Source organism: Stenotrophomonas sp. YJH_SMC_81, assembly GCF_059370875.1.
Genome location: NZ_JCAFUB010000012.1, coordinates 1 through 24,832, shown reverse-complemented (window position 1 = coordinate 24,832; position 24,832 = coordinate 1). Strand labels below are relative to the sequence as shown.

The 24,832-nt window shown below is 67.2% G+C and carries 16 protein-coding genes and 4 tRNA genes; 14 read left to right on the top strand and 6 right to left on the bottom strand.

The window, feature by feature from the left end:
* The first annotated feature begins 25 nt into the window (after positions 1–25).
* The 8 genes from AC5P8U_RS17965 to ychF all read left to right on the top strand — a co-directional run bounded on the left by AC5P8U_RS17965 (position 26) and on the right by ychF (position 6,985).
* The gene (locus AC5P8U_RS17965; protein ID WP_172412111.1) at positions 26–1,711 is read left to right on the top strand and encodes a tetratricopeptide repeat protein; all 1,686 of its coding nucleotides are present in this window, start codon (positions 26–28) and stop codon (positions 1,709–1,711) included.
* Complete coding sequence (gene lolB / locus AC5P8U_RS17960; protein WP_072167915.1) at positions 1,708–2,367, top strand: lipoprotein insertase outer membrane protein LolB; 660 nt, start codon at positions 1,708–1,710, stop codon at positions 2,365–2,367. Before AC5P8U_RS17965 ends, lolB begins: the two co-directional genes overlap by 4 nt.
* Positions 2,364–3,233, top strand: coding sequence for a 4-(cytidine 5'-diphospho)-2-C-methyl-D-erythritol kinase (ispE, locus tag AC5P8U_RS17955; RefSeq protein ID WP_072167916.1), 870 nt, complete (start codon positions 2,364–2,366; stop codon positions 3,231–3,233). The genes lolB and ispE overlap by 4 nt, the downstream gene beginning before the upstream one ends.
* A gap of 11 nt (positions 3,234–3,244) precedes the next feature.
* A tRNA-Gln gene (locus AC5P8U_RS17950) sits at positions 3,245–3,321 on the top strand.
* A 140-nt stretch (positions 3,322–3,461) separates the two neighbouring features.
* Complete coding sequence (locus AC5P8U_RS17945) at positions 3,462–4,421, top strand: ribose-phosphate diphosphokinase (RefSeq protein WP_005415400.1); 960 nt, start codon at positions 3,462–3,464, stop codon at positions 4,419–4,421.
* A gap of 110 nt (positions 4,422–4,531) precedes the next feature.
* Complete coding sequence (locus AC5P8U_RS17940) at positions 4,532–5,149, top strand: 50S ribosomal protein L25/general stress protein Ctc (protein WP_005415401.1); 618 nt, start codon at positions 4,532–4,534, stop codon at positions 5,147–5,149.
* Between the two features lie 48 nt (positions 5,150–5,197).
* Positions 5,198–5,776 (top strand): aminoacyl-tRNA hydrolase, encoded by a 579-nt coding sequence (pth, locus tag AC5P8U_RS17935; RefSeq protein WP_072167917.1) that lies wholly within the window; start codon positions 5,198–5,200, stop codon positions 5,774–5,776.
* A gap of 117 nt (positions 5,777–5,893) precedes the next feature.
* Complete coding sequence (gene ychF / locus AC5P8U_RS17930; protein ID WP_005415403.1) at positions 5,894–6,985, top strand: redox-regulated ATPase YchF; 1,092 nt, start codon at positions 5,894–5,896, stop codon at positions 6,983–6,985.
* Between the two features lie 504 nt (positions 6,986–7,489).
* On the opposite strand, the gene AC5P8U_RS17925 is transcribed toward ychF, so the two are convergent.
* The 6 genes from AC5P8U_RS17925 to AC5P8U_RS17900 all read right to left on the bottom strand — a co-directional run bounded on the left by AC5P8U_RS17925 (position 7,490) and on the right by AC5P8U_RS17900 (position 21,872).
* Positions 7,490–10,729 (bottom strand): autotransporter family protein, encoded by a 3,240-nt coding sequence (locus AC5P8U_RS17925; protein WP_495214247.1) that lies wholly within the window; start codon positions 10,727–10,729, stop codon positions 7,490–7,492.
* Positions 10,730–10,992: 263 nt separating this feature from the next.
* A complete protein-coding gene (locus AC5P8U_RS17920) occupies positions 10,993–11,634 on the bottom strand; it encodes a response regulator (protein WP_049416983.1) in 642 nt (213 codons plus the stop codon).
* Complete coding sequence (locus AC5P8U_RS17915; protein ID WP_088496491.1) at positions 11,631–14,858, bottom strand: hybrid sensor histidine kinase/response regulator; 3,228 nt, start codon at positions 14,856–14,858, stop codon at positions 11,631–11,633. The genes AC5P8U_RS17920 and AC5P8U_RS17915 overlap by 4 nt, the downstream gene beginning before the upstream one ends.
* 121 nt (positions 14,859–14,979) lie before the next feature.
* On the bottom strand, positions 14,980–16,203 hold the full coding sequence (locus AC5P8U_RS17910) for an EAL domain-containing response regulator (RefSeq protein ID WP_088496492.1): 1,224 nt from the start codon (positions 16,201–16,203) through the stop codon (positions 14,980–14,982).
* Positions 16,200–18,971 (bottom strand): response regulator, encoded by a 2,772-nt coding sequence (locus tag AC5P8U_RS17905; protein ID WP_088496493.1) that lies wholly within the window; start codon positions 18,969–18,971, stop codon positions 16,200–16,202. Before AC5P8U_RS17905 ends, AC5P8U_RS17910 begins: the two co-directional genes overlap by 4 nt.
* A gap of 162 nt (positions 18,972–19,133) precedes the next feature.
* Positions 19,134–21,872 (bottom strand): TonB-dependent receptor plug domain-containing protein, encoded by a 2,739-nt coding sequence (locus AC5P8U_RS17900; protein WP_495214246.1) that lies wholly within the window; start codon positions 21,870–21,872, stop codon positions 19,134–19,136.
* Positions 21,873–22,041: 169 nt separating this feature from the next.
* On the opposite strand from AC5P8U_RS17900, the gene AC5P8U_RS17895 reads away from it, so the two are divergent.
* The 6 genes from AC5P8U_RS17895 to AC5P8U_RS17870 form a co-directional block, all read left to right on the top strand.
* A complete protein-coding gene (locus AC5P8U_RS17895; protein ID WP_134972560.1) occupies positions 22,042–23,061 on the top strand; it encodes a cyanophycinase in 1,020 nt (339 codons plus the stop codon).
* 105 nt (positions 23,062–23,166) lie between these two features.
* Entirely contained in the window at positions 23,167–24,183 is a 1,017-nt protein-coding gene (locus tag AC5P8U_RS17890; RefSeq protein WP_353761871.1) for an isoaspartyl peptidase/L-asparaginase family protein, read from the top strand.
* A 137-nt stretch (positions 24,184–24,320) separates the two neighbouring features.
* A tRNA-Tyr gene (locus AC5P8U_RS17885) sits at positions 24,321–24,406 on the top strand.
* Positions 24,407–24,430: 24 nt separating this feature from the next.
* A tRNA-Gly gene (locus AC5P8U_RS17880) sits at positions 24,431–24,504 on the top strand.
* A 49-nt stretch (positions 24,505–24,553) separates the two neighbouring features.
* A tRNA-Thr gene (locus tag AC5P8U_RS17875) sits at positions 24,554–24,629 on the top strand.
* Between the two features lie 41 nt (positions 24,630–24,670).
* A partial coding sequence (locus tag AC5P8U_RS17870; RefSeq protein WP_353761873.1) for a GTP-binding protein occupies positions 24,671–24,832 on the top strand: 162 nt, incomplete at its 3' end.

The window sequence follows — 24,832 nt, the reverse complement described above, 5'->3', positions numbered from 1 at the left end:
ACATTTTAAGGCCCCGATGCCGACGATGCCCGCATTGATTCGCATCCCCAGTGTTCTGCTGCTGTCCCTGGCCTGCGCGCAGGCCCTGGCGGCGGTGCCGCCCAAGGCCCCCGTGCGGGCCGCGGCCACCGGGGAACTGGCGCTGGAGCCGGTGATGGCCGGTGAGTTCGCCCTGCAGGCCGGCAAGCTGGCCGAGGCCGCGCGCTGGTACCTGCAGGCCGCGCAGCAGACTGACGGCGATGCTGGCCTGGCCGAGCGCGCGACCCGTATCTCCATGCTTGCCAACGATGACGCCAGCGCCGCCAAGGGCCTGGCCCTGTGGCAGCAGCGCGCCCCGCGTTCGTTGACCATGCGCAGCGCCGCCGGTGCGCTGGCCATGCGCCAGGGTGATGTGAAGGCCGCCCGCACTGAATTGCAGGCGCTGCTGGCCGACCCCGACGAGCGCGGCTGGAAGTTCGCCCTGGCCGCGCTGATCGGCGGTGGCCGCGACCCGGCGGTGCCGGCGCAGGTGCTCGGCGAGCTGGTCGATGCCAATGCGATTCCGCCGAAGATCGAGGCCTGGCAGGAGTTCGGCCGCCTCGCCCTGCGCATGGACAAGCCCGACCTGGCGCGTCGCATGATCGATGAAGTGGTCAGGCGCTTCCCCGAAGAACCGCGCGTTGCCTTGCTGCGTGCCAGCCAGCTGCAGCAGGCCGGCGAGACCGACAAGGCCTTGTCGCTGCTGCACGACGTCGAGCCGAAGACCCGGCAGGACCCCGAGCTGCGCAATGCGGTGGCCATCGCCTACGACAGCCTGGGGCAACCGGCTGCTGCCGAGCGCGTACTGGCATTCGGCCCGCAGGATGTGCAGACCTGGGGCATGCGCGCTTCACTGTTGGCCAAGCAGGGCGACAAGGCGGCGCTGTCCAACCTCTACAACGAACTGTCGCGGCAGGCGGCCAAGCCGGACCCCGCGCAGCGCCTGTTGCTGGGCAAGATCGCCGAATACCTGAAGCGCTATCCCGAGGCGGTGCAGTGGTACCACAGTGTGCCCGGCGGTGATGAGCTGAGCGAGGCGCGCCTGCGTGCGGCCAACGCCCAGGCGCTGGCCGGACGGCTGCCGCAGGCACTGGATGAAGTGCACGCGATCCAGTCCGACGCGGTGGTCGACGATGATGTGCGCCGTGACGCGTATCTGCTGGAGGCCGAGCTGCGCCAGCGCGGCGATGACAGTGCTGGCGAACTGGATGCGCTGGCCCGCGGCCTGGCCGCCTACCCGGATGACAATGGCCTGCTGTACGCCCGCGCGCTCACCTGGGAGCGTCGGGACGATATTCCGCGCGCCGAGGCCGACCTGCGCAAGATCCTGGTGACCGACCCGGAAAACGTGCCGGCCCTGAACGCCTTGGGCTACACCCTGGCTGACCGTACCGGGCGCCTGCAGGAGGCGCTGGAGCTGATCGACCGCGCCCGCGTCGCCGAGCCGGACAACGCCGCTATCGTCGACAGCTATGGCTGGGTGCTGTATCGCCTGGGCCGCAAGGACGAAGCGCTGGTGCAGCTGCGCCGGGCCTGGACCCTGGCCAAGGACCCGGAGATCGCCGCCCATGTCGGCGAAGTGCTGTGGGTGCTGGGCAAGCATGACGAGGCCCGCCACTTCTTCGACGAAGCGGCCAAGCTCGATCCTGAAAACCGCGCGCTGCTGCGCGCCCGCGAGAAATTCAATCCATGAGTGTTTCCCTGATCCGGCCGCTGCTGTTGGCGGCTGCGACCTTGGCGGTGACCGCCTGTACCAGCGTGGGCACGCAGAAGACCCCGCCACCGGCGGTGGTCGAGACGGTTTCGGCCGAAGCGGCGCAGGCCGAAGCGGCGCGCGTGGCCGCCCTGCATGCACAGCCGGACTGGGCCTTCCAGGGCCGGGTCGCGGTCAGCAAGGGCAAGGACGGCGGCAGCGGTCGCATCGACTGGAAGCAGGAAGGCCGCCGCTACGTGGTGGAGTTGAGCGCGCCGGTGACCCGGCAGAGCTGGAAGCTGACCGGCGATACCCATTCCGAAGCTGGCCGCCTGGAAGGACTGACGGGCGGCCCGCGCGACGGCGAGGACGCCCAGCAGCTGTTGCTGGAGGCGACCGGCTGGGACATTCCGGTCAACCAGTTGCCGGAGTGGATCCGCGGGCTGGTCGCCGGCGACGCCGCCGGCCCCGAGACGGTCGAACGCGACGGTGAAGGCCGGCCGCGCCGGATGCAGCAGATGGGCTGGCAGGTACAGTACCTGGACTGGTACCCGGCCGACGCCGGACGGCCGGCGCTGCCGCGCCGGATCGAGGCCAGCAATGGTGACGCCAAGGTGCGCCTTCTGGTGGACCAGTGGGGGCAGGGCACGCCATGAGCGGGGCAGTCGACGACGCGGGCTGGTCCTGGTGGCCGGCCCCGGCCAAGCTGAACCTGTTTCTGCACATCACCGGGCGCCGGGCCGACGGCTACCACGAACTGCAGACCGTGTTCCGCCTGCTGGACTGGGGCGATCGCATCGGCCTGCGCCTGCGTGAAGACGGCCAGGTGCGCCGGCACGGCGAGGGCCTGGCGGGCGTGGCCGAGGGCGACGATCTGGCGGTACGTGCCGCGAAGCTGCTGAAAGAGACGACCAATGTCGCGCAAGGTGCGGACATCATCGTTGAAAAGCATGTTTCAGCCGGCGGCGGCTTCGGTGGCGGCTCGTCCGATGCGGCCACGGTACTGGTGGTGCTGAACCGGCTCTGGCAGGCCGGGCTGGACGAAGAGGCGCTGGCCGCGCTGGGCCTGCGCCTGGGCGCCGACGTGCCGGTGTTCGTGCGCGGTCGCAACGCCTGGGCAGAAGGGGTGGGCGAGCGCCTGCAGCCGATCACGCTGGCGCCGGCCTGGTATGTGGTGGTTGAACCGGGCGTTCATGTTCCCACGCCGGCCCTGTTTGCAGACCCGGATTTGACGCGCGACAGCCCAGTGGCGAAAATAGAGGACTTCGCTTCCGGGACCCTGGTCGGGAACGCGTTCGAACCGGTGCTGCGCCGCCGTGAGCCTGCCGTCGAGGCAGCGCTTGCCGCGTTGAGCGACATCGGCACGGCGCGGCTGACCGGTTCGGGAAGTGGTTGTTTCGTCGAATTCGCGTCGCAGTCTGCTGCAGAGCAGGGACGGTCGAAATTGCCGAAGGAGTTGCGGGCAAGGGTGGCAGCGGGCGTTGCGCGTTCGCCACTGCTGGATGCACTCGAGCAACACTGATTTATCAATGCAGGGGCGTCGCCAAGAGGCCCAAGGCACCAGGTTTTGATCCTGGCATTCGTAGGTTCGAATCCTACCGCCCCTGCCAATAGCGGCTGTGTCCGCGCCTTCCAGCGCATCGCCCGCGCGGGACGTGGAAACAACCGCGGTGTTGTCAGCAGCAGGGGTCCATCCGGGTCCTTGCCGCCCCCGGATCCCCGCCACTCGTCCCCGCCCGAGACAATCATGATGCAAGAGTCCCCGAACCTGCTGGTCTTTTCCGGCAACGCCAACAAACGTCTGGCGCAGAACATCTGCAAGGAACTGGGGGTTCGCCCGGGCAAGGCGCTGGTCTCGCACTTCTCCGATGGCGAAGTGCAGGTGGAGATCGAAGAGAACGTCCGCAAGCAGGACGTGTTCGTGATCCAGCCGACCTGCGCGCCGAGCGCGGAAAACCTGATGGAACTGCTGGTGCTGATCGACGCGCTCAAGCGCGCATCGGTGGCCAGCGTGACCGCGGTGGTGCCGTACTTCGGCTACTCGCGCCAGGATCGCCGCATGCGCTCCTCGCGCGTGCCGATCACCGCCAAGCTGGCGGCGAAGATGTTCAGCACCGCGGGCGCTGATCGCGTGCTGACCGTCGACCTGCACGCCGACCAGATCCAGGGCTTCTTCGATATTCCGGTGGACAACGTGTACGCGTCCCCGCTGCTGCTGGCCGACATCTGGCGCGCCTACGGCACCGAGAACCTGATCGTCGTCTCGCCGGACGTGGGCGGCGTGGTCCGCGCCCGTGCGGTGGCCAAGCGCCTGGATGACGCCGACCTGGCGATCATCGACAAGCGCCGCCCGCGCGCCAACGTCTCCACCGTGATGAACATCATCGGTGACGTCGAAGGCAAGACCTGCGTGATGGTCGATGACATCGTCGATACCGCCGGCACCCTGTGCGCCGCTGCCGCTGCCCTGAAGGCGCGCGGTGCGCTCAAGGTCGCCGCCTACTGCACCCACGCGGTGCTGTCGGGCCCGGCGGTGGACAACATCACCAATTCCCAGCTCGACGAGCTGGTGGTGACCGACACCATCCCGCTGAAGGACGCCGCGCGGGTGTGCAGCAAGATCCGCCAGCTGAGCGTGGCGGAGATGCTGGCCGAAACGATGCGCCGCATCGCCTTCGGCGAGTCGGTCAGCTCGCTGTACGTCGACTGAGTTTTTCGTCCCTGCCGGCAACGGCGGGGACATACCCCGGGTGCTTCTGGTCGCGGAAGCATCTTCAACCGCCACGCCGCAGGGCGCGGCAACAACCTGAGTAGTCGAAAATGTCGAAGACCCATGAAATCAAGGTCACCAAGCGTGAACTGCAGCGTAAGGGTGCGAGCCGCCGCCTGCGTCACGCCGGTGTGATCCCGGCCATCGTGTACGGCGGCAACGCCGAGCCGGTCGCCATCAGCCTGGACCACAACGAAATCTGGCTGGCCCAGCAGAACGAGTGGTTCTATGCCTCGATCCTGGACCTGAACCTGGACGGCCAGGTGCAGAAGGTCCTGCTGCGTGACATGCAGCGCCACCCGTACAAGCAGCTGATCATGCACCTGGACTTCCAGCGCGTGAACGAGAACGAAGCCCTGACCGCTTCGGTCCCGCTGCACTTCGTCAACGAAGACACCTCGCCGGCCGGCAAGGCTGCCGACGTCGTGGTCACCCACGAACTGAAGGAAGTGACCATCACCTGCCTGCCGAAGGACCTGCCGGAGTCGATCGAAGTCGACCTGGGTGAGCTGAAGGCCGGTGACGTGGTGTACCTGTCCGACATCAAGCTGCCGAAGGGCGTGGAAATCCCGGCCCTGGCGCTGGGCAAGGACCACGACGACGCCATCGTCACCGCCAAGGCCGGCAAGGCCGACGCGGCCGACGAAGAAGCGGCTGCCGCCGAGTAATACCGCTGCGGTGCCTGCCTCCGGGCAGGCACCGTACTGGAAGGAACCATGGCAGGACTGCGACTGATCGTCGGTCTGGGCAACCCCGGATCGGAACACGCCCGGACCCGGCACAATGCCGGGTTTCATTTCGTTGAGGCCCTGGCGGAAAAAGCCGGTGCGCGATGGAATGTGGACAGCAAGCTGTTCGGCGAGACCGCCAAGGTCGAGATCGCCGGGCAGACGGTGTGGCTGCTCAAGCCCGCCACCTTCATGAACCTCAGCGGCAAGTCGGTCACCGCCGCGCAGCGGTTCTGGAAGATCGAGCCGGAGGAAACCCTGCTGGCCCACGACGAACTGGACCTGCCGCCCGGCGCGGCACGGCTGAAGTTCGACGGTGGCCACGGTGGCCAGAACGGCCTGCGCGACACCATGCGTCTGCTCGGCCACGGCAAGTTCCATCGCCTGCGCGTGGGCATCGGCCATCCCGGCCACAAGGACCGCGTGGTGGGTTGGGTGCTGGGGCGCCCGTCGAAGGACGACGACGTGCTGATCGCACGCGCCATCGATGATGCGATCGACGTGATGCCGCTGGCGGTGCAGGGCGATTTCAACGAAGCGATGAAGCGGCTGCACACCCCGAAGTAAACCGCTTTGGGTAGGTGCCAACCTTGGTTGGCACACAATGATCGACACCGAGATGGATTGGCCAAGCAGCGCGCGCGCTGTTTCACCAATCACTTTCACCCCAGAGAGCTGTCACCCATGGGTATCAAATGCGGCATCGTCGGCCTGCCCAACGTCGGCAAGTCGACCCTGTTCAATGCGCTGACCAAGGCGGGTATCGCCGCGGCGAACTTCCCGTTCTGCACCATCGAGCCGAACGTCGGCATCGTGCCGGTACCGGATCCGCGCCTGAACGAGCTGGCGGGCATCATCAACCCGCAGAAGGTCATCCCGACCGCGGTCGAGTTCGTCGACATCGCCGGCCTGGTGGCCGGTGCCGCCAGCGGTGAAGGCCTGGGCAACAAGTTCCTGGCGCACATCCGCGAAGTCGATGCGATCACCCACGTGGTGCGCTGCTTCGAGCACGGTGACATCGTGCACGTGGCCGGCAAGGTCGATCCGATCTCGGACATCGAAACCATCGATACCGAGCTGGCGCTGGCCGACCTGGACAGCGTCGAGAAGGCGCTGAACCGTGCCGAGCGCGCCGCCAAGGGCGGTGACAAGGACGCCGCGGCGCGCAAGCCGGTGCTGGCCAAGCTGCAGGCGGCGCTGTCGGAGGGCAAGGCCGGTCGCTCGGCGGGCCTGGACGAGGAAGAGAAGGCGCTGGTGCGCGATCTGTTCCTGCTCACCCTGAAGCCGGTGATGTACATCGCCAACGTGCTGGAAGACGGTTTCGAGAACAACCCGCACCTGGAAGCCGTGCGCGCGCATGCCGCCGCCGAGGGCGCGCAGGTGGTGCCGGTGTCGGCCGCGATCGAAGAAGAGCTGTCCCAGCTCGACGACGAGGACCGCGATACCTTCCTGGCCGACCTGGGCCTGAGCGAGCCGGGTTTGAACCGCGTGATCAACGCGGCCTACAGCCTGCTCGGCCTGCAGACCTACTTCACCGCTGGCGTGAAGGAAGTCCGTGCGTGGACCGTGCGCAAGGGCGCCACTGCCCCGCAGGCCGCCGCGGTCATCCACACCGACTTCGAGAAGGGTTTCATCCGCGCCGAAACCATCGCGTATGACGACTTCATCAAGTACAAGGGCGAAGCCGGCGCCAAGGAAGCCGGTCGACTGCGCCTGGAAGGCAAGGAATACCGCGTGCAGGAAGGCGACATCCTGCACTTCCGCTTCAACGTCTGATCCAGCGGCATCGGATCGACCCCGGACGCCCCGCCTTGTGCGGGGCGTCTGCGTTTCTGGCGATGGACAAAAAATCACCACGCTGCGAAACGCTTGCGGCGTGACGTTCGCCGGCACTTGTCCACAGCAAACTCCCATCGCTTTCCACGCCGCATGTGGAAAACCGTGCAGCTCCCCTGTAGCGCCGAGCCCACGCTCGGCTTGGGGGGCATCAGCCGAGCGTGGGCTCGGCTCTGCCAGGCTTGCCTGTGCAATGTGGACAAATTTTCACCACGCTTCGAAATGCTTGCGGTGCAATGCTCGCACCCACTTGTCCACACCAAATCCCAACCACTCTCCACGGCGGATGTGGAAAACCGCGCATGGGCGTGGACAAAAAAACGCCACTCCCTGAAACGCTTGATGCGTGGAGCTCACCGCCACTTGTCCACATCAAACTCCCATCGCTTTCCACGCGGCATGTGGAAAAAGTGCCCGGCACTCCCTTGCCGGACACTTCCCGCATCACCAGGTGTACGACACGCCCAGCTGGGCACCGACGTCGCGGAAGCCCATGCCGCCGCTCTGCCGGCTCACTTCGCCCCAGCCGCGCCAGCCGCCGGACAGATCCACCTGTACACCGGCCTTGGCTTCGTAGATGTCGCGCGGCAACTGCCGCTGCAGCCGTTCACCGTCCATCGCCAAGCCCGCGCCATTGCCGCCGGACCACCAGTTCACTGCCATGTACGGATGCACCTGGCCCTGCGCCGGGCTCAACCCGCGGCTGTAGAGGCGCAGGCCGAGGCGGGTGCTGGTCTCGTCACCACTGCGGTCTTCGACCACCGTGCCGTTGGCCTCGACCACGCGGTCGCTGTCATAGCGGCTGTGCACCACCTGCAGTTGCGGTTGCAGGTAGATGCCGCGCTGCGCGGTGCGCCGCAGGGGCAGCACATAGCCGGCTTCGGCCGATGCACTCCAGTTGCGGGCGTCATAACGTTCCTTCTGCAGGCCATCGCCCTGCACGCTGTTGCGGAAGCGGCCGTACTGCAGCCAACCATCCACATAGGCGCCGCCCTGCATGCGCGCATCCTGCAGCCACGTGGCATAGGCACCCACACTGGTGCCGGTGACCACGCCACGCGCGGTATAGCCGGTCACCTGCGAGCGGCTGTCATTGCGCGCGCGGCCGTGGCCGAGCATCGCACCTGCCTGCAGTTCGCCCGCGCCGCCCACCTCGAAGCGACGGCCGACGCCGACCAGCACGCTGCTGATCTGCCCATCGACCTGGATCTGGCGGCTGCGGTCGTGGCTGTCGGGCTGCGCGCTCCGAAGGTGCATCCAGGCCACGGCATCGCTGCTGGTGCCGGCCTCGGCGGCGGGGTCACCGGCGCGGTCGTGCAGGCTGTGCCGGAACATGCCCAGCGCGGCGCTGCGGTTGGCCAGGTAGGCCGCCGGTTCCGGGCGTTCCACCTGCGGGCGCGGTGGATCGATCGGCGGCTCCGGCGGCAACGGTGGATCGACCGGCGGTTCCGGCGGTGACGGTGGATCGACCGGCGGCTCCGGCGGCTGCGGCGGATCAATCGGCGGTTCCGGCGGATCGACGGGTGGCACGTATTCCGAACGCAGGTACCAGTTGCCATCATCCGGGGTCGACACGCCGCCCTTGAACAGGAAGTAGTCGTAGGCACCGGCGACCGCGCGTCCCTGCAGGCTGAACTGTGCATCGGACTGGCCGCCAACGGTGATCAGGCGGATACCCTCCTGCGTCAGTGCACCGGCACCGCCGGCATTGCGCACGCTCACGCTGGCAGTGCCGCTGCTGTTGCCACTGATGACCAGCTGGTCGCCCAGCGAAGTGTCGTCACCCAGTGCACGGTTGAAGATCCACTGACCACCGTTGCCCACATAGTCGCCGCTGACAGTGACGGTCTTGAAGCCGCTTGCCCCCGGGGCATCGAAGGCGATGGTGCCGGCGTGTTCGAGCGCGCCGACGCTGGAACTGGCACGCACGTTCCACTGGCTGCTGCCATCCAGCGCAAGCTGTGCGACCTGGTAGCCTGAGCTGTTGCGCAGGGCACCGCTGAACGTGGTGCCGTTGCCCAGCACCATGCGTACGTCAGCCGTTGCGCTGTCGACCACCACGTCACCGCGCAGCGTGCTGGCGTCGGCGCTGAAGTCGATGCGGCTGGTCGCCACGCTGCTGCCATCGGTGAACACCGTGTCGCTGACCCGCAGCAGGCGCCCGCTGCCGTCGCCTGCGGTCACGTCGCTGCCATTGACGGTCAACGCATGGTTGCTGCCCTGCAGCCAGAACGCGGCGCCGCTGGCGGTCTCGATGTGGCTGTCATTGAAGGTGGCCCGGTTCCAGTACGGGCCGAACGCGGTCAGGTAGGAGCGGTAGCCACCACTGTTGCTGCCGGTCATGCGGATGTCCAGGCGATCGGCCTGGGTCAGCCGCGCGGTGTTCATGTGCACGATGCCGAACGCGTTCTCGCCGTCGCCGCGGATCGCAACGGTGTCGAGCAGCGCGGTGGCGGTGGAGCCACCGATGAACACGCCGCCACCCCCGTTGCCGCGCACGTCGATCACGTTGCCGGTGGCTTCAATACGGCTGGCGGTGCTGCCGGTGGAACCGGTCACGCGTACGCCATAGGTCGTATCGCCGTGCGTGGTGATCCGGCCGCCCTGCACGGTGGCGACCCCGCCGGCGATCTCGACACCGTAGCCGTAGGTGTCGGTCCAGGTGTCGATGGTGCTGTCGGTCAGCTGCAGGCGCGACTCATCGCTGGCCAGCCAGAATCCGGAGTAGCCATCACGCACATCGAACGCGGCGTCGCGGGCGGTCAGCTGCCCCCAGCTGTTGATGTTCACGCCATAGCCGCCGACAGTGTAGAAGCTGCCGCCGTTGATCACTGCGCTGGAATAGGTCTTGCTGATGCGGCTGCCGAGCAGGCGCATGCTGCCACCCACCGAGTGCGCTTCCACGTTCTCCAGCAGCACGCTGCCACCACTGTCGATATCGAACCAGCCGCCTTCCATGTAGGTGTCATACAGCTCGGCGCGGCTGCCCGCGCCATCGACGGCAACGCCGGCGAGGATGCCACCGGGAGCGAGGGTGATGCGGCTGTTGCGGATCGTCAGCAGGCCCGCGCTGTCGGCGCGCAGACGGGCACCACCGTCGGCGCTCATCTGCAGATCGGCCAGGTGCAGTTCACTGCCCTTGCCGGACGCACCGGCCAGCGCCGCACCGGTACCTGTCACTGAAAGGCGGCCCCCGGTGTAACGGATCACGCCACCGTTGTAGGCCTGCACGCTGCCGAATCCGCTGCCGTTGCGCGTGGCATCGATATCGACATCGCGCGCATCGATCACGCTGCCGGCACCATTGGCATACAGTGCGTAGAAGCCCACGCCGGTAGCGGGTGCGATCGACAGGGTGGCACCGCGCAGCTGCACCTGGCCGCCACTGGCAGCAGACACGGCGCTGCCATTACCGGTCACGTTGATGCGGCTGCCGTCGATCAGTGCGCTGCTGCCAGCGCCGGTGACGGTCAGTGCGAAGCTGCCCGCGCCATGGGTGAGGACATCATCGGCACCCAGCTGCAGGTTGTTGCCATCGCTGACCTGCAGGGGCCCGGTCAGATCGGCGGCGTGGACTGGCAGTGCCGCCCACAGGGCGGTTGCCAGCAGGCTGGGAAGGAGGGGAGCAGGCGCGAGGCGCGCGCGCCCGGACGCTCGGCGGCGCCGAGTGGGGGAGGCGTACATGCTGTTGGACTTCCTGTGGCAGGGCGCAGCAGGGCTGCGCGGACTGGCGCGGCAGGGCCGCGTCGCTGCGGAAGCCACACGCGATGGCAGCTGCAGGCGCCATCGGGCTTCCGTCCCCCACGGCGACGCGGTTGCTGCCGGCAGGCGCACCATGGCGGGATGCGTCCAGCCTAGAAATCGGCACTGTCCTATGGAATCAGGCGTTTCCTAAAGCCGTCGCAGGCCCCCGCACGGGGCCTGCAGGATTCAGCCTGGAGTGGGCCTCAGGCGAACAACGAGGCCTGCAGGCAGTACTCGATCAGTGCCTGGTCACTGTCCACGCCGAGCTTGCGCATCGCACTGATCTTCTGCGTGCTGACCGTCTTGGCGCTGCGCTGCAGCTGGCGTGCGATGTCGCCCACGCTCATGCCGCCGGTAAACAGTCGGATCACTTCCAGTTCGCGCGGCGACAGGCGTGCACGGACCGCATCGGCATCGGCTGGTTCGCTCGCCGCGACCGGCAGCAGGCCCGGTGGCCGGTAGACGCGGTCGGCCAGCACCACGCGCAGGGCCTGTACCAGGCTGCCCAATCCATGGCTCTTGAGCACGACGCCGCCGGCGCCGGCGGCATACATGGCTGCAACCAACGACGGATTGGACACCATCGTCAGCACCAGCAGGCGCGTCTCCGGGAAGCTGCGGCGCAGGAACGAGATCAGCTTGATGCCGTCACCGAAGCGGTCGCCCCCCGGCATGCTGTAGTCGGTGATCACGACCTGTGGGCGGGTGCGGGTCATCAGTTCGATCAGCGTCGCCGGGTCGGCCGCCTCACCCACCACGTCCAGATCCAGTTCCCCGGCCAATACGTCGCGGATGCCGGCAAGCACGATCGGGTGGTCGTCGGCGATGAGGATCCGTGTGGTCATGGCAGGGTCGGGTCGTCAGGTGGGGAAGGGGAGGCCGCATCAAGCAGCGGATGCAACAGCTGTTCGAGGCGTCGCTGGAAGCGGGCAAGCGACGCCGCCTGGGTGGTCAGGTCATCGCCGCTCGCAAGGCTGTGCTCGATCTGCAGGCCGCTGTCCACCAGGGCGGGTGCGCCCACGATGACCAGTGCGCCACGGATGCGATGCAGTACCTGCACCACGCGCGCGGGATCGGCGCTGGCAATCGACTGGCGCAGGCTGTCCAGGTCGGCCTGCATGGTCTGCACGAACAACGCCTGCATCTTCGCGGGAACCTGCAGCGGGAGATCATCATCGCCCGTATCGGTGGATTCCGGTGCTTGCGGTGGCGCGGCAACCGCTGCATCGCCCCGGGTGATCTGGATCAGCAGGCGTTGCAGCGCTTCCAGCGTGATCGGCTTGACCAGCACGCCCTGCATGCCCGATTCCTGGCAGCGCTGGCGTTCGGCCGGGTCGGCATTGGCGGTGGCGCCGTGGATCGGCACGCTGACACCGCGCGCCCGCAAGGCGCGCGCCAGGCCATAGCCATCCAGCCCGGGCATGTTCAGGTCGGTCAGCACCAGCGCGAACTCGTCCTGATGCCAGTAGCCCAACGCTTCATTGCCGTCGCTGGCGACCACGGCGCGGCAGCCGAGCTGTTCCAGCTGGTCGCGCAGGATCGCCTGGTTGATCGGGTTGTCCTCGGCCACCAGCACCTGCAGGCCGAAACGGCGCGTCGCCGGCAGGCGCCCTTCGGCGCTGGCCGCCAGCGGCTGGCCACTGGCGGCAGCCAACGCGAGCACGATCGCGTCGAACCGGTGCAGGCCAACCTGCCAGGCGCCATCGATCTGCCGTGGCCGCACGCCGCCGTCGCGGCAGGCAACCGCACGCGGTCCATCCACCCACCCGGGCAACGCGTCGTCCAGGACCAGGTCGAGCAGCACGGTGGACGACGGCAAGCCCGCCGCGCTTTCATCGCGGTATACGCTGGCCAAGGCACCGCGCTGCTGCAGGCGCTCGCACAGCGATTGGACCAGCTCGCGCACACCGCCCCGCACCTGTACCTGCAGGCCCGCAGGCAACTGCGGCGCAGGAGATTGCTGCGGATCGGCCGGCGCCGGGGGCAGCGGCAGTTCTACGCTGAAGCTGCTGCCCAGGCCGCTCTCGCTGACCACGCGCAGCTGGCCTTCCATCAACGCCACAAGATGCGCGCAGATGGAAAGGCCCAGGCCGGTGCCGCGCATCGCATCGGTGCCCGGGTTGGCCTGGAAGAACGGCTCGAACAGGTGTGCCTGGTGCTCGCTGGCAATGCCGATGCCGGTATCGGCGACCTGCCACTGCAGCCAGCAGCGCTGCTCTTGCCAGCGTGCCGAGACGCGCACCACCACGCGTCCGCTGTCAGTGAACTTCAGCGCGTTGCTGATCAGGTTGTTGAGTATCTGGCGGATCCGTGCCGCATCACCGCACACCACGGACGGCACGTCGGCATCGATGCAGGCGTAGAACTGCAGCCCTTTGCTGGCGGCCGCGGCAGCATACGAGTCGAGCGCATCCTCGGTCAGATGCACTGGATCGAACGGGCTGGGTTCCAGGCTCAGTTGCCCGGCCTCGGCCTTGCTGACATCGAGGATGTCGCTGATCAGTTGCATCAGCGTCGAGGACGAACGCTGGATCGTCCCCAGGTAGTCCCGCTGACGCGCATCCAGTGGCGTGAGTCCGAGCAGTTCGAGGGTGCCGAGCACGCCGTACAGCGGCGTGCGGATCTCGTGGCTCATGGTGGCCAGGAACTGGCTCTTGGCCCGGTTGGCCTGGTCGGCGGCACGGCGCGCCTGCTGCAGCACCTGCTCGGCTTCGTGCTGGCTGCTGAGATCGATGAACAGACACAGCACCGCCGGCTCGCCGCGATAGCGCGCCGGCGTCGCGGTCACCAGCAGGTGGCGGCCTTCGGGCGTGGTGTAGGCCAGCCCATCGCCGAGCGTGGTGCCTCCAGCGGACAGCACGCTGCGCCGCCAAGGGCCATGCCAGCCTCCGCTGTGGTGGTCTTCGCCCAGCCAGCGGCGGGCGAGGGTGTTGTCCAGCAGCACATTGCCATCGGTACGGTGCAGCAGGCACAGCCCGATCGGCGCGTTGTCCAGGATGGTGCGGCTGAAGGCTTCGCTTTCCAGCAGCCGCGCGTGGTTGCTGCGCAGCGGCTCGATGACCGAACGCCGATACGCGCGCAGCACCAGCGTGCCACCCAGTGCCAGCAGCAGGGCCACCACGGTCGCACCGAGCAAGGGCCCCTGTGGGTGCTGGAACACCTGCCGCCAGCTGACGTGGTACACCGCCAGCCAGCCGCGCTCGCTGCGCATGCGGAACTGCAGGCCTGCAAGGCCAGCCTTCCAGGAGGTGCCAGCGTCACTGGCGTCTGCTGCATCGCCCAGCAGGCGCTGGCCATCGGCATCGAACAGCGACAGCCGCTGGAACACCGGAACACCCAGCACCTGCCGGTAGTCATCGACACGTGCCGGATCGAGCAGGCACGCCAGCGCGGCCTGCGAATCCTTGCCGTCCTCACCCCACAGGCGCGCATCCTGCGGGGTGTGGGCGATGGCGAGCAGCCAGGTCTGCCGGTCGCGCCACGGCACGCTTACCCAGGCGATGCCGCCGCGCTGCAGCGTGGGCCGCGTACCCAGTGCGCGGTGGATGTCGGCGATCGCCGGTCGCAGGTGATGCGGGCTGTTCTGGCTTGCATCGGTACCGACGGTCTGTACCGGTGCCAGCAGCCCGCGTGTGCCCTGGCCATCGACCAGCAGGCATTGCGGTGGTGGGTAGCGCGAAGCGGACCAGAACGTGCCGTAGAAGCGCAGGAACCGGTCGCCCAGCTCGGTCGGTGGCGAACGACCGGCCCCCTCGCTCCCGATCACCGCGAAGTTGGCATACAACGGACCGCGTTGCAGTTCCACGCTGGCATCGGCAACCGGCTGGCCTCGTACGCCGACATCATGCAGCCGCCACTGGCGCAGGAAGCGCTCCTGCTCGCGCAACGTACCGTCCAGGCGGCGGAAGTGGTACTCGATCTTGCTGCGCTCTTCGTTCAACAGTTGCGAGCCGGCCGACAGCAGCAGTCCGGCCTGCAGGGTCGCCAGCACCACCACGCCGATCAACAGGGCATGGACGCGGAGCGAGCGGCGAGCGAGTCGGCGTACAGGAGCGGCCTCGGCCGGCATGGCAGGTCTCAGGGCATGGGGCGGACATCGGCACCGGTGGCGGCGCGAAGTCCGCCGCTACTGCATAGACAGGATCATCAATGCCGCTTGATGTTTTTGTGAAGCCGTCGTGGAATCCGCGTCAGCGCAGGGCGGCCCGCGGTCTTTCGTCCAGTTGCGGTGCTTCCTCGTCCAGCAAACGGTTGAATTCGTCCGACGGCAGCGCCTGCGAGATCAGGAACCCCTGCACCTGGCTGCACCCTAACTGCCGCAGTGCGGCCAGGTCGGCATCACTTTCCACGCCCTCAGCCACGATGATCAGGCCCAGCTGGTTGGCCAGTGCGATCACCGTCGACAGGGTCAGGTGCAGGGCCGGGTCTCGGGCGCAGCCACTGACCAGCGCGCGGTCGATCTTGACCTCGGTGAAGGGGGTATTGACCAGGTTGTGGACCGAGCTCAGGCCCTGCCCGAAATCATCCTGGGCCAAGCCGAAGCCCTTCATGCGCAGCCGGCAGGCACCGGCATAGAAGTCGCTGACGTGCCGCGTGGTGCTGTTCTCCATCAGTTCGAAGCACAACTCGCCGGGCGTCCCGCCGTGGGCCAGGGTCAGCGCCAGCAGCTCATCGGGCAGGTCCGACTGCTCCAGCAGATGAGGCGGCAGGTTGATCGACACCGGTACCCGGAAGCCCTGCTTGCGCCAACGCGCCTGTGCGCTGATGCTGGCCTTGAGCATCATCCGCAGCAGGTCGCCCTCCAGCCCGTAGCGGCAGATCGCCGGCAGGAAGCTGCCGGCGGCCAGCGTGCCCAGCTGCGGGTGGCGCCAGCGCACCAGTGCTTCGGCCGCCACCACCCGTCCGGACTGCAGTGACTTCTTGGGTTGGAACCACGCCGTCAGGCTGCCATCGGCCATCGCCTGGCGCAGCTGCGACGCATCCGGTTCGGGGACTGCCGCTGCCGCGAGTGAGGGGGCCTTGTCGGTGGCCGGGCGCGCCTGCGCCAGCGCCTCGAACAGCGCGTCCACGTCGGCGGCCGCCACCGGCTTGGGCAGCAGGCCGATCACATCCAGCCCCAGCGATTCGGCCATCAGCCGTGCCGAGGTCATCATCCGCCGCGGGGCCGCGCTGACCACGGCAAGGCGCGGCGGGCGTGGTTGCGCCGCCAGTGCCTGGATGAACTGGATGCCGTCCTGCCCGGGCATCAGCAGGTCACTGACCACCAGGTCGTAGGGCTGGCAGGCACACAGTGCGATGGCGGCATCCACGTCTTCGCAGGCATCGACCTGGACACCGGCGCGGCTGCCGAACAGATTGGCCAGGAAACCACGCTGGAAGGGCTGGTCTTCCAGGATCAGGACGCGCTGGGTCATGCGGGGTCTCCTTGGCGCAGGGCGGTGAGCGCCTTGCGCAGGCGGGCGATGTCGACGGGTTTGCTGAGGTAGCCCTGCATGCCACTGGCCAGGCAGCGCTCGCGCTCCTCTGCGGTGGCATTGGCGGTGGCGCCGATCACCGGTACCGGGTTGCCGTCATCGCGCAGCTGGCGGGCCAGCGCGTGGCCGTCCATGCGCGGCATGTTGATATCGGTCACCACCAGATCGAAGCACTGCTCACGGCACCGCTGCAACGCTTCCATGCCATCCTGTGCCAGCTCCACGTCGCAGCCGAGGGTGCGCAGCTGCTCGGCCAGGATCACCCGGTTGATCGGGTTGTCCTCGACGGCCAGCACACGCAGGCCCAGAGGCATCGGTGGTGCCGTACGCGTGGCCACCGGCTGCGCTGCACGCTGGTGCTGCACGCTGGCCAGCGCCTTGCCGATCGCGGTCATGCTGTGCAGGGTCACCACCAGGCTGCCATCACCGGCAGTGATCGGCTGGTCACCGCCCTCGATCGAAGCCACCACGCGCGGGCCCGACCAGGCCAGCGGCATCCCGGCTTCGCCATCCATCAGGATCGCACCGTCATGGTCCAGCAACGCCGGGTCGCCAAGCAGGGGCTGCGCGTTGGCGCCCCAGCGACACAGCCAGCCACAGGCACTGTCGACCAGCTCGCGGTCGCGGCCGCGCACCAGGATCGGTGGTTCCGGCAGTAGTGTGGGGCCATCCTCGGCAGCGGCCAGCACCGGCAACGGCAGGCGGACGCTGAAGCTGCTGCCCAGCCCGGGTTCGCTCACCACCTGCAGCTCGCCGCTCATCAGACGTACCAGGCGGTCGCTGATGGACAGGCCCAGGCCGGTGCCCTGCGCGCTGGCTGCGCCGCGGACCTGGCGGAACGGTTCGAACAACCGCGCCTGTTCCTCCGCAGCGATGCCCACGCCGGTATCGGTCACCTGCCAGGCCAGCACGCTCGATTCAGCTTCGCGCTGCACCTGGCGCACGCGCAATACCACCCGGCCATGCTCGGTGAACTTGATTGCATTGCTGAGCAGGTTGCCCAGCACCTGGCGGATGCGGTCGGCATCACCGAGCACCCGTGTCGGCAGGCTCGGATCGGTACAGACCAGGATCTGCAGGCCCTTGCAGGTGGCCGACGCGGCGAAGCTGCGCAGCACGCTCTCGGTCAGCTCGCGCGGCGAGAATGCCGTCGGCTCCAGGCTGAGCTGGCCTGACTCGATCTTGGAAACATCCAGCACATCGCTGATCAACTGCAGCAGGACCGACGAGGAACTCTCGATGGTGCGCAGGTACTGCGACTGCCGGGCGTCCAGCGAGGTGTGCCCCAGCAGCTCCAGCGTGCCCAGCACGCCATACAGCGGGGTGCGGATCTCATGGCTCATGGTGGCCAGGAACGCGCTCTTGGCCTGGTTGGCCGCATCGGCGGCCTGGCGTGCCGACGACAGTGCGGCCTGTGCCTGGCGGTGCCGGGAAATATCATGGAAGACGCATAGCAGCACGTCATCGCCCTGGTAGCGGCAGGCCGCGTGCAGCACCTGCAGCTGGCGCCCATCGCGGGCGGTGAATTCAAGTCCACGCCCGCGTTCGCCGGCATGTCCGCGCCATGGTGCCTGCCAGTCGCTGTGTTCGCCTTCTTCGCCGAGCCAGTCGCGCAGCAGCTGGTTGGAGAGCAGCAACGCGCGGTCGCTGCGGCGCAGGACGCAGATGCCGACCGGCGCCATGTCGATCACCGTCGAACTGAAGTCCAGGTTCTCCAGCAGGCGGCGGTGCTGCTGCAGGGCCGGCTCGATCAGCTGGAGCTCCACGCGATGCCGTATCAGGCGCAGCGCAACACCGGCCAGCAGCAGCAAGAGCACGCAGACCAGCAGGGGCACGGCCAGGTCGCCCAGCAGCAGCTGTGGCGGCAGGTGGTAGACCAACCGCCAGCCGTCATTGCCGACACTTTTCACCAGCGCTACGCCGCGCGGCAGGCCGCCGCTCCACAACGTGCCGAAGCTGTCGTCCTGGCGCTCCCGCAGGGTCTTCCAGCCCGCACCATCCAGCCGCGGTGCCTGGCTGGATAATGCAGGCTGCCCAGCACGGTCGAGCAGCGCATAACCGCCAATGCCCTGGCCGTCGATCATGCTCGCCGCCGCCGCGCCATCGAGCAGCAGCACCAGCCACTGCGCCGGTTGGGGGCCCGCCTGTACCGGCTGCGCCAGCGCAACGCCACTGTCACCCGGCCGCAGCCAGTACACCGGGTCTGCACCCTCGAGGCTGCCGCTGCGTGCCTGCAGCGCACGCAGCGATGGCAGGTGCACCAGGTCGACGTCGACCTCGCCCCCGGCCAGCCAATGCGCGCCGTGTGCATCGATCAGCAGCAGGTGCGTCTGCAGTGCCTGCAGCGTGTGCTCAGCGCGCGCTGACAGCAGCAGCCGCTGGCCCGGCTGGCCACCGGGACCATCCAGCGGCAGCTGTCGCACGCCCTCGCTGTCTGCGGCCGGTGCATCCGGGTTGCCGGCCAGCACCGAATCACCCAGGTAGCGCAGCAGGGCTTCGCGCTGGTCGAAATAGATCTGTGCCTTGTAGGCCGCTGCATTCATCTCGCGGCGATGGGTCGAGATGTCTTCGGTGAATGCCGTGAGCAGGTAGAATCCGGCCGCGGCGGCCAGGCAGATGAAGACGCAGACGGTCAGGCAGCGCAGCAACACCGACGCGGTGGTTGATGGCACGGCCTGCTGCAGCGAAGGGCGGGGAAAGCGGAGCATGCAACGATGCTAGGGAGCGGCGCTGATGGCGCGGAATCAGCTGTTTCCTAAAATCCCCCGCTGGCCGGTCAGGCCGGAGCCTGCGCGTGGGTACCGTTCAGGCGGCAGAAAAGAGAACCCCCGCCAAAGCGGGGGTCCCCTGTATCGGCGCTGGCCAGGCACTTACAGTGCGCTGCCACCGAACTTGTGGGTGTACTGCAGGTTGATCGTGCGGCCGACACTGTCGAACCAGGACACGTCGTAGTACGGGTAAGCGGTGTACGTACGGTCCTTCGGCGGCATCTTGTTGAACACATTGACCACCGACAGCGACAGGCGCGAGTGGTCGTCGAAGCGGTACTGCAGCGAGGCGTTGTAGCGATAGGTCGCCGTCACGTACGGGCTGTCGCCGCTATCCCAGTCGAACACCTGGTCGTAGCTGTCCGAGGTCGGCAGCTTGCCCAGGCGCGAGCCGTACACCGTTGCCGACCACGCATCCTTCTCCCAGGTCACGCTCAGGCTGGTCTTGGTGCGCGGAATGTCGAAGCCACTGTTGACCGCGAACTGGTCTTCGGTGCGGTCGCCGGGGTAGCGCTGGAAATCATGCTTCTTCACCCAGGTGTGCGTGCCGTTGAAGATGAAATCGCCGATGCCCGTCTGCAGGCGATAGCGCAGGCCGACGTCGATGCCGGAGGTGGATTCGCGGGCGACGTTGATCGGCTCCACGTGCACGCCATACAGGCGTCCGTCGTTGCTGCGGGTGATGCGGGCGAGCGCGTCCACGCAGGTCGGCGAATTGATGTCGGCGCTGCCCAGGCGGCAGTTTGCTTCGTTGGCCAGGAGCGTGCGCACGTCCATGTCCTGCACCTGGTTGCGCATGTCGATGTCGAACCAGTCCACCGACAGGTCCAGGCCGATCGCCGGCGACCAGACGATGCCGGCGCTCCACGAGGTGCTGGTTTCCGGTTCGAGCTGGCGGTTGCCGGTGCGACTGCGGATCAGGTTGCGCTCGTAATCGGAACAGTCGCTGGCTTCCTCAAGGCGGCAGGTGTACAGATCCTCGGCGCTGGTCTCGTCGTTGCCCGGTCCGGCAAACACATAGTGCAGGTCCGGTGCACGGAATGCGGTGCCGTAGGAGCCGCGCACCAGCAGGGTATCGATCGGGCGCCATTCCAGGCCGCCGCTCCAGGTCGCCTTGCCGATGCTGTGTCCGGAATAGCGGTACTGGTCGTAGCGGCCCGCCATGCTCAGGTTGACCGTGTCGTGCAGCGGCATGCGCAGCTCCGCAGCCGTCGCCCAGCGGTTGCGCGAACCCTTGCCGTCCGAATCCTTCCAGCTGTAGTAGTAGTACCCGGTCGCCAGCGGATCGGGGTTCAGCGAATAGGCCTGCTGGCCCACTTCCACGGTCGCGGCAAACGCGGCGTCGCCCCCCGGCAGAGCGAACAGGGCCGAGTTGGTCAGGGTGAAGGCGGCAGTCTCCGTGCGCGACTTCGGAGTGTAGGTGGTACGCGCGGCGATCGAGTCGTACTCGGCGCGGGTCAGTGGACGGTACAGCCGTGACGGATCGGCGTTGTAGACCGGGAAACCGTCGTCATCCACGCCCAGCTGCGGGCCGAGGAACAGGTCGTTGGCCTTGGCGGCAATGATCTGTGCCCAGCTGATGCGCGACTGGTACTGCGAATGGCTCAACGCCGCTTCGTAATCCCAGTTGCCAATCAGGTTGCCCTTGAAGCCGGTGGTCACGCTGAAGGTCTTCTGCGTGCTGCGCACCATGGCGTTGCGCAGGCCACCCATTTCCTCGGGCGAGAACTGGCGCTGCCAGAACTCGATCTCGCCAGTGGCTTCGTTGTTGAAGTAGCCCGACTCATCACCGTTGGCATCCATGCGGCCCCACTGGGTGACGTCGCGCATCAGCGACATCGTGTGGTAGCCGAGCTGCGCGTCGGCGAACCACTGCTGGCCATTGTCGAAGTCGTAGCTCAGCGACGCGTAGCCGTTGGCACCGCGGCGCTTGCTGAGGATGGTGCCGTAGCCGATCGAGCTGTCGCTGCCGCAGTAGTAGCCATACTTCGGGCGGTAGGCACGATAGGTGCTGCCCTGGTTCTGGCCGGACAGCGCTTCGCAGGTGGCGGCGCCCGGGTCCAGGTAGTCATCGTTGTAGTCGGTGCGCAGATAGGCACGGCGCGCGATGCGCGAACCCTCGGTGGGGCCATCCCGGGTCGAGTCCTGGATGTCACGGTCATAGGCCCACAGCGGGGTCTGCGACTGCAGCTCGACGCTGTACACGGCGTTGAAGTTGCCACGGCTGAAACCGCTGGCCAGGCTCATGTCGAACGACTCGCCGCCGCCTTCGGTGGTGGTGCCCATGCGCATGTCGATGGTGGTGCCGTCGGCCTTCTTCTTCAGGATGAAGTTGACCACGCCGGCGATCGCGTCCGAGCCGTAGATGGCCGAGGCGCTGCCGGTCAGCACTTCGATGCGCTCGATCATGCCCAGCGGGATGTTGGAGACATCGGTGAAGTTGCTGCGGCCCTTGAAAGGCATCGGGAAATCGGCAATGCGCCGACCATTGACCAGCACCAGCGTGTGGTTCGGGCCCAGGCCGCGCAGGTCCACCTGCTGGGCGCCCGGCGAGAAGTCGGCGCCACTGGAAGACTGCTGGCTCTGCGTCTCACCGCCGTTCTGGGTCATTGCACGCAGTACGTCCGGCACGCTGGTGAAGCCACTGGAGCGGATCTGCTCGGCATTGATCACCGTGATCGGAGCGGGGCCTTCCACCTGGGCGCGCGGAATGCGCGAGCCGGTGACCTGCACCGCATCCAGTTGTTGCACCGAAGAGGAAGCCGGTGCCTGGGCCGCCGCGGAAGCAGCCACGCCCATCAACGCCAGCTGGATCGACCACGCCATCGCCTGTCTAGGCATGAGGAATTCTCGGAAATGAAGCCGGCCCGCAGAGGAGGGGCCCTGTCCCCCATTCAGACTTCGGAATGGGCGCGCGCATTTAACGCCTTTTTCATGTCCTTGACTACTGGGCCCCTATCTGGCAAAGAGTGAAAACGCTTGCAACTCGATTTTGTTCAGGGAGATCAAGATGCGACGCCTCGACCGGACCCTCCCTGGCCCCTTCGCTTGGCTGGCGCTGCTGGTGCTGGGCTGGCCATTGGCCGCGCCCGCGCAGGACCTGCAGGGCCCCGGCTTCGCCTATTACGAAGTCGGCGATCTGGAATCTCCGCGTCCCGGTTCGCGCGCGCCCGCCATGATGCTGATGGGCGGTGGCGAGTGGGTGCCGGAGGCCTTCCAGTGGTGGCTGAAGCAGGCCGGCAATGGCCGTGTGCTGATTCTGCGTGCCTCCGGTGGCGACGAACTGCAGGACCGCCTGTACCGCGAGATCGGCGGCACCACCGCAGTGCAGACCCTGGTCTTCGACAGCCGCCGCGGTGCCGATGATCCGGCGGTGCTGCGCGTGGTCGCGGCGGCCGATGCCATCTTCATTGCCGGCGGCGACCAGTCCCGCTATATCCGCTTCTGGAAGGGCACCGCACTCAACCGTGCACTCAACGCCCATGTGCGCGCCGGCAAGCCGATTGCCGGTACCAGCGCTGGCCTGGCCATCCTCGGCGGCTATGCCTATGGCGCCATGGATGGCGGCAGCATCACCTCGGCCGGTGCGCTGGCCGACCCGATGGGCAGTGCCGTGACCCTGGACAGCGGCTTCCTGCAGATGCCCTACCTGCAGCGCGTGGTCACCGACACCCATTTCGACAAGCGGGACCGGCTCGGCCGCCTGATCGTGTTCGTGGCACGTGCCGCCCAGGACAGCGGCGACCCTGACATCGTCGGCATCGGCGTCGATGAGGACACCGCCCTGTGCGTTGAGCCCGATGGCCGGGCCCAGGTCTACAGCGCAGATGGCGAAGGCAAGGTCTGGGTGGTCAGCCCCGGCCGCGACGCCGATCGCCTGGTCGAGGGGGAACCGCTGCGCTTCCATGCAGTGCCGGTGACGGTGGTCGCCAGCGGCAGCCGCATGCGGCTGGATGATTTCCAGGCCGAGGCCGATTACCAGGCCGTGGCCGACGTCAGTGACGGCGAGATTGAGTTCACGCTTCGGTAGTGCCGGCCGCTGGCCGGCAACCCACCTTCCTGATGCGACCGGTGCCGGCCAGCAGCCGGCACTACCGGTGCAATCCTTTCACTACACCTGCTGGAGATGTGCCCGATGAAACTGCGCCTGGTGCTGTCCGCGCTGCTGTCCCTGCCGTCGCTTGCCCAGGCCGCCCCGGCCGCCTCGCCGTTGCTGGTCATCCACGGCGGCGCCGGTGTCGAGCGCAAGGACCTGTCGCCGGCTGAAGAGAAGACTGCGCGCGACGCGTTGCGCGCGGCGCTGCTGAAGGGCCATGCCGAACTGGCGGCCGGTCGCCCGGCGCTTGCAGCCGTCACTGCGGCAATCACCGTGCTGGAGGACGATCCGACCTTCAACGCCGGCAAGGGCGCGGTGTTCACCCATGACGGCCACAACGAACTGGATGCCGCAGTGATGGATGGCGCCACCCAGGCTGCAGGTGCGGTGGCCGGCGTGCAGCGGGTGCGCAACCCGATCCTGCTGGCCCAGACCGTGATGCAGAAGTCCAGGCACGTGATGATGGTCGGGCAGGGGGCCGAGGCGTTCGCGGTGGAGCAGGGCATCGGCCTGGTCGATCCATCCTACTTCCGTACCGACAAGCGCTGGCAGCAACTGCAGCGCGCATTGAAGGAAGAGGCCAGTGGCCAGGCGCACGCCGACCTGGAGACCGCAAGGCACTTCGGCACGGTGGGCGCGGTTGCGCTGGATGCGCAGGGGCAGCTTGCTGCCGGCACCTCCACCGGTGGCATGACCAACAAGCGCTATGGCCGTGTGGGCGATTCGCCGATCATCGGTGCCGGTACCTGGGCCGACGCGGGCTGCGCGGTATCGGGCACCGGGTGGGGCGAGTACTACATCCGGACTGCGGCCGCGCACGAGATCTGTGCGCGCATGCGCTACCAGCGGCAGACGCCGGAGCAGGCCGGCAAGGGCGTGATCAACGAGATGATTCCGAAGATGGGCGGCGACGGCGGCGCGATCGTGCTTGCCGCAGACGGAAAAATGGCCATGCCGTTCAACACCCAGGGCATGTATCGGGGCTGGATCGGCGCCGATGGCGTCCCCCATGTCGCAATTTTCGCCAGCGAGACCCTGCCGGTCCCTGGGCAATAACCTTGCGTATCAATGGGTTTGCGACAACGTGTGAAAAAGATGGAAAAAAGCGTTGACAGCCCCCCGCCTGATCAGCAGAATAAGCGGCTCACCACCACACACCGCAACGCTTCGGCGGCAACGGGTTGGGGTGGTAAGGAGGGATACCCAAGCGGCCAACGGGGGCAGACTGTAAATCTGCTGGCTTACGCCTTCGGTGGTTCGAATCCACCTCCCTCCACCAGTTTCACGTTGTGACATTCCCGACGCGGGAGTAGTTCAATGGTAGAACCTCAGCCTTCCAAGCTGATGGTGCGGGTTCGATTCCCGTCTCCCGCTCCATTGAATGAACTTTGAATATTATCGAGTTCATGTCATAATGCAAAACTCGGCTCACGTAGCTCAGTCGGTAGAGCACTTCCTTGGTAAGGAAGAGGTCGAAGGTTCGATTCCTTTCGTGAGCACCATCTTAAGCATCACCTCTCAGACGAATTCGAGATAAGCAGCCATGGCCAAGGGTAAGTTCGAGCGCACCAAGCCGCACGTCAACGTCGGCACCATCGGTCACGTCGACCACGGCAAGACCACGCTGACCGCCGCACTGACCAAGATCGGTGCCGAGCGCTTCGGTGGCGAGTTCAAGGACTACTCCTCGATCGACGCCGCGCCG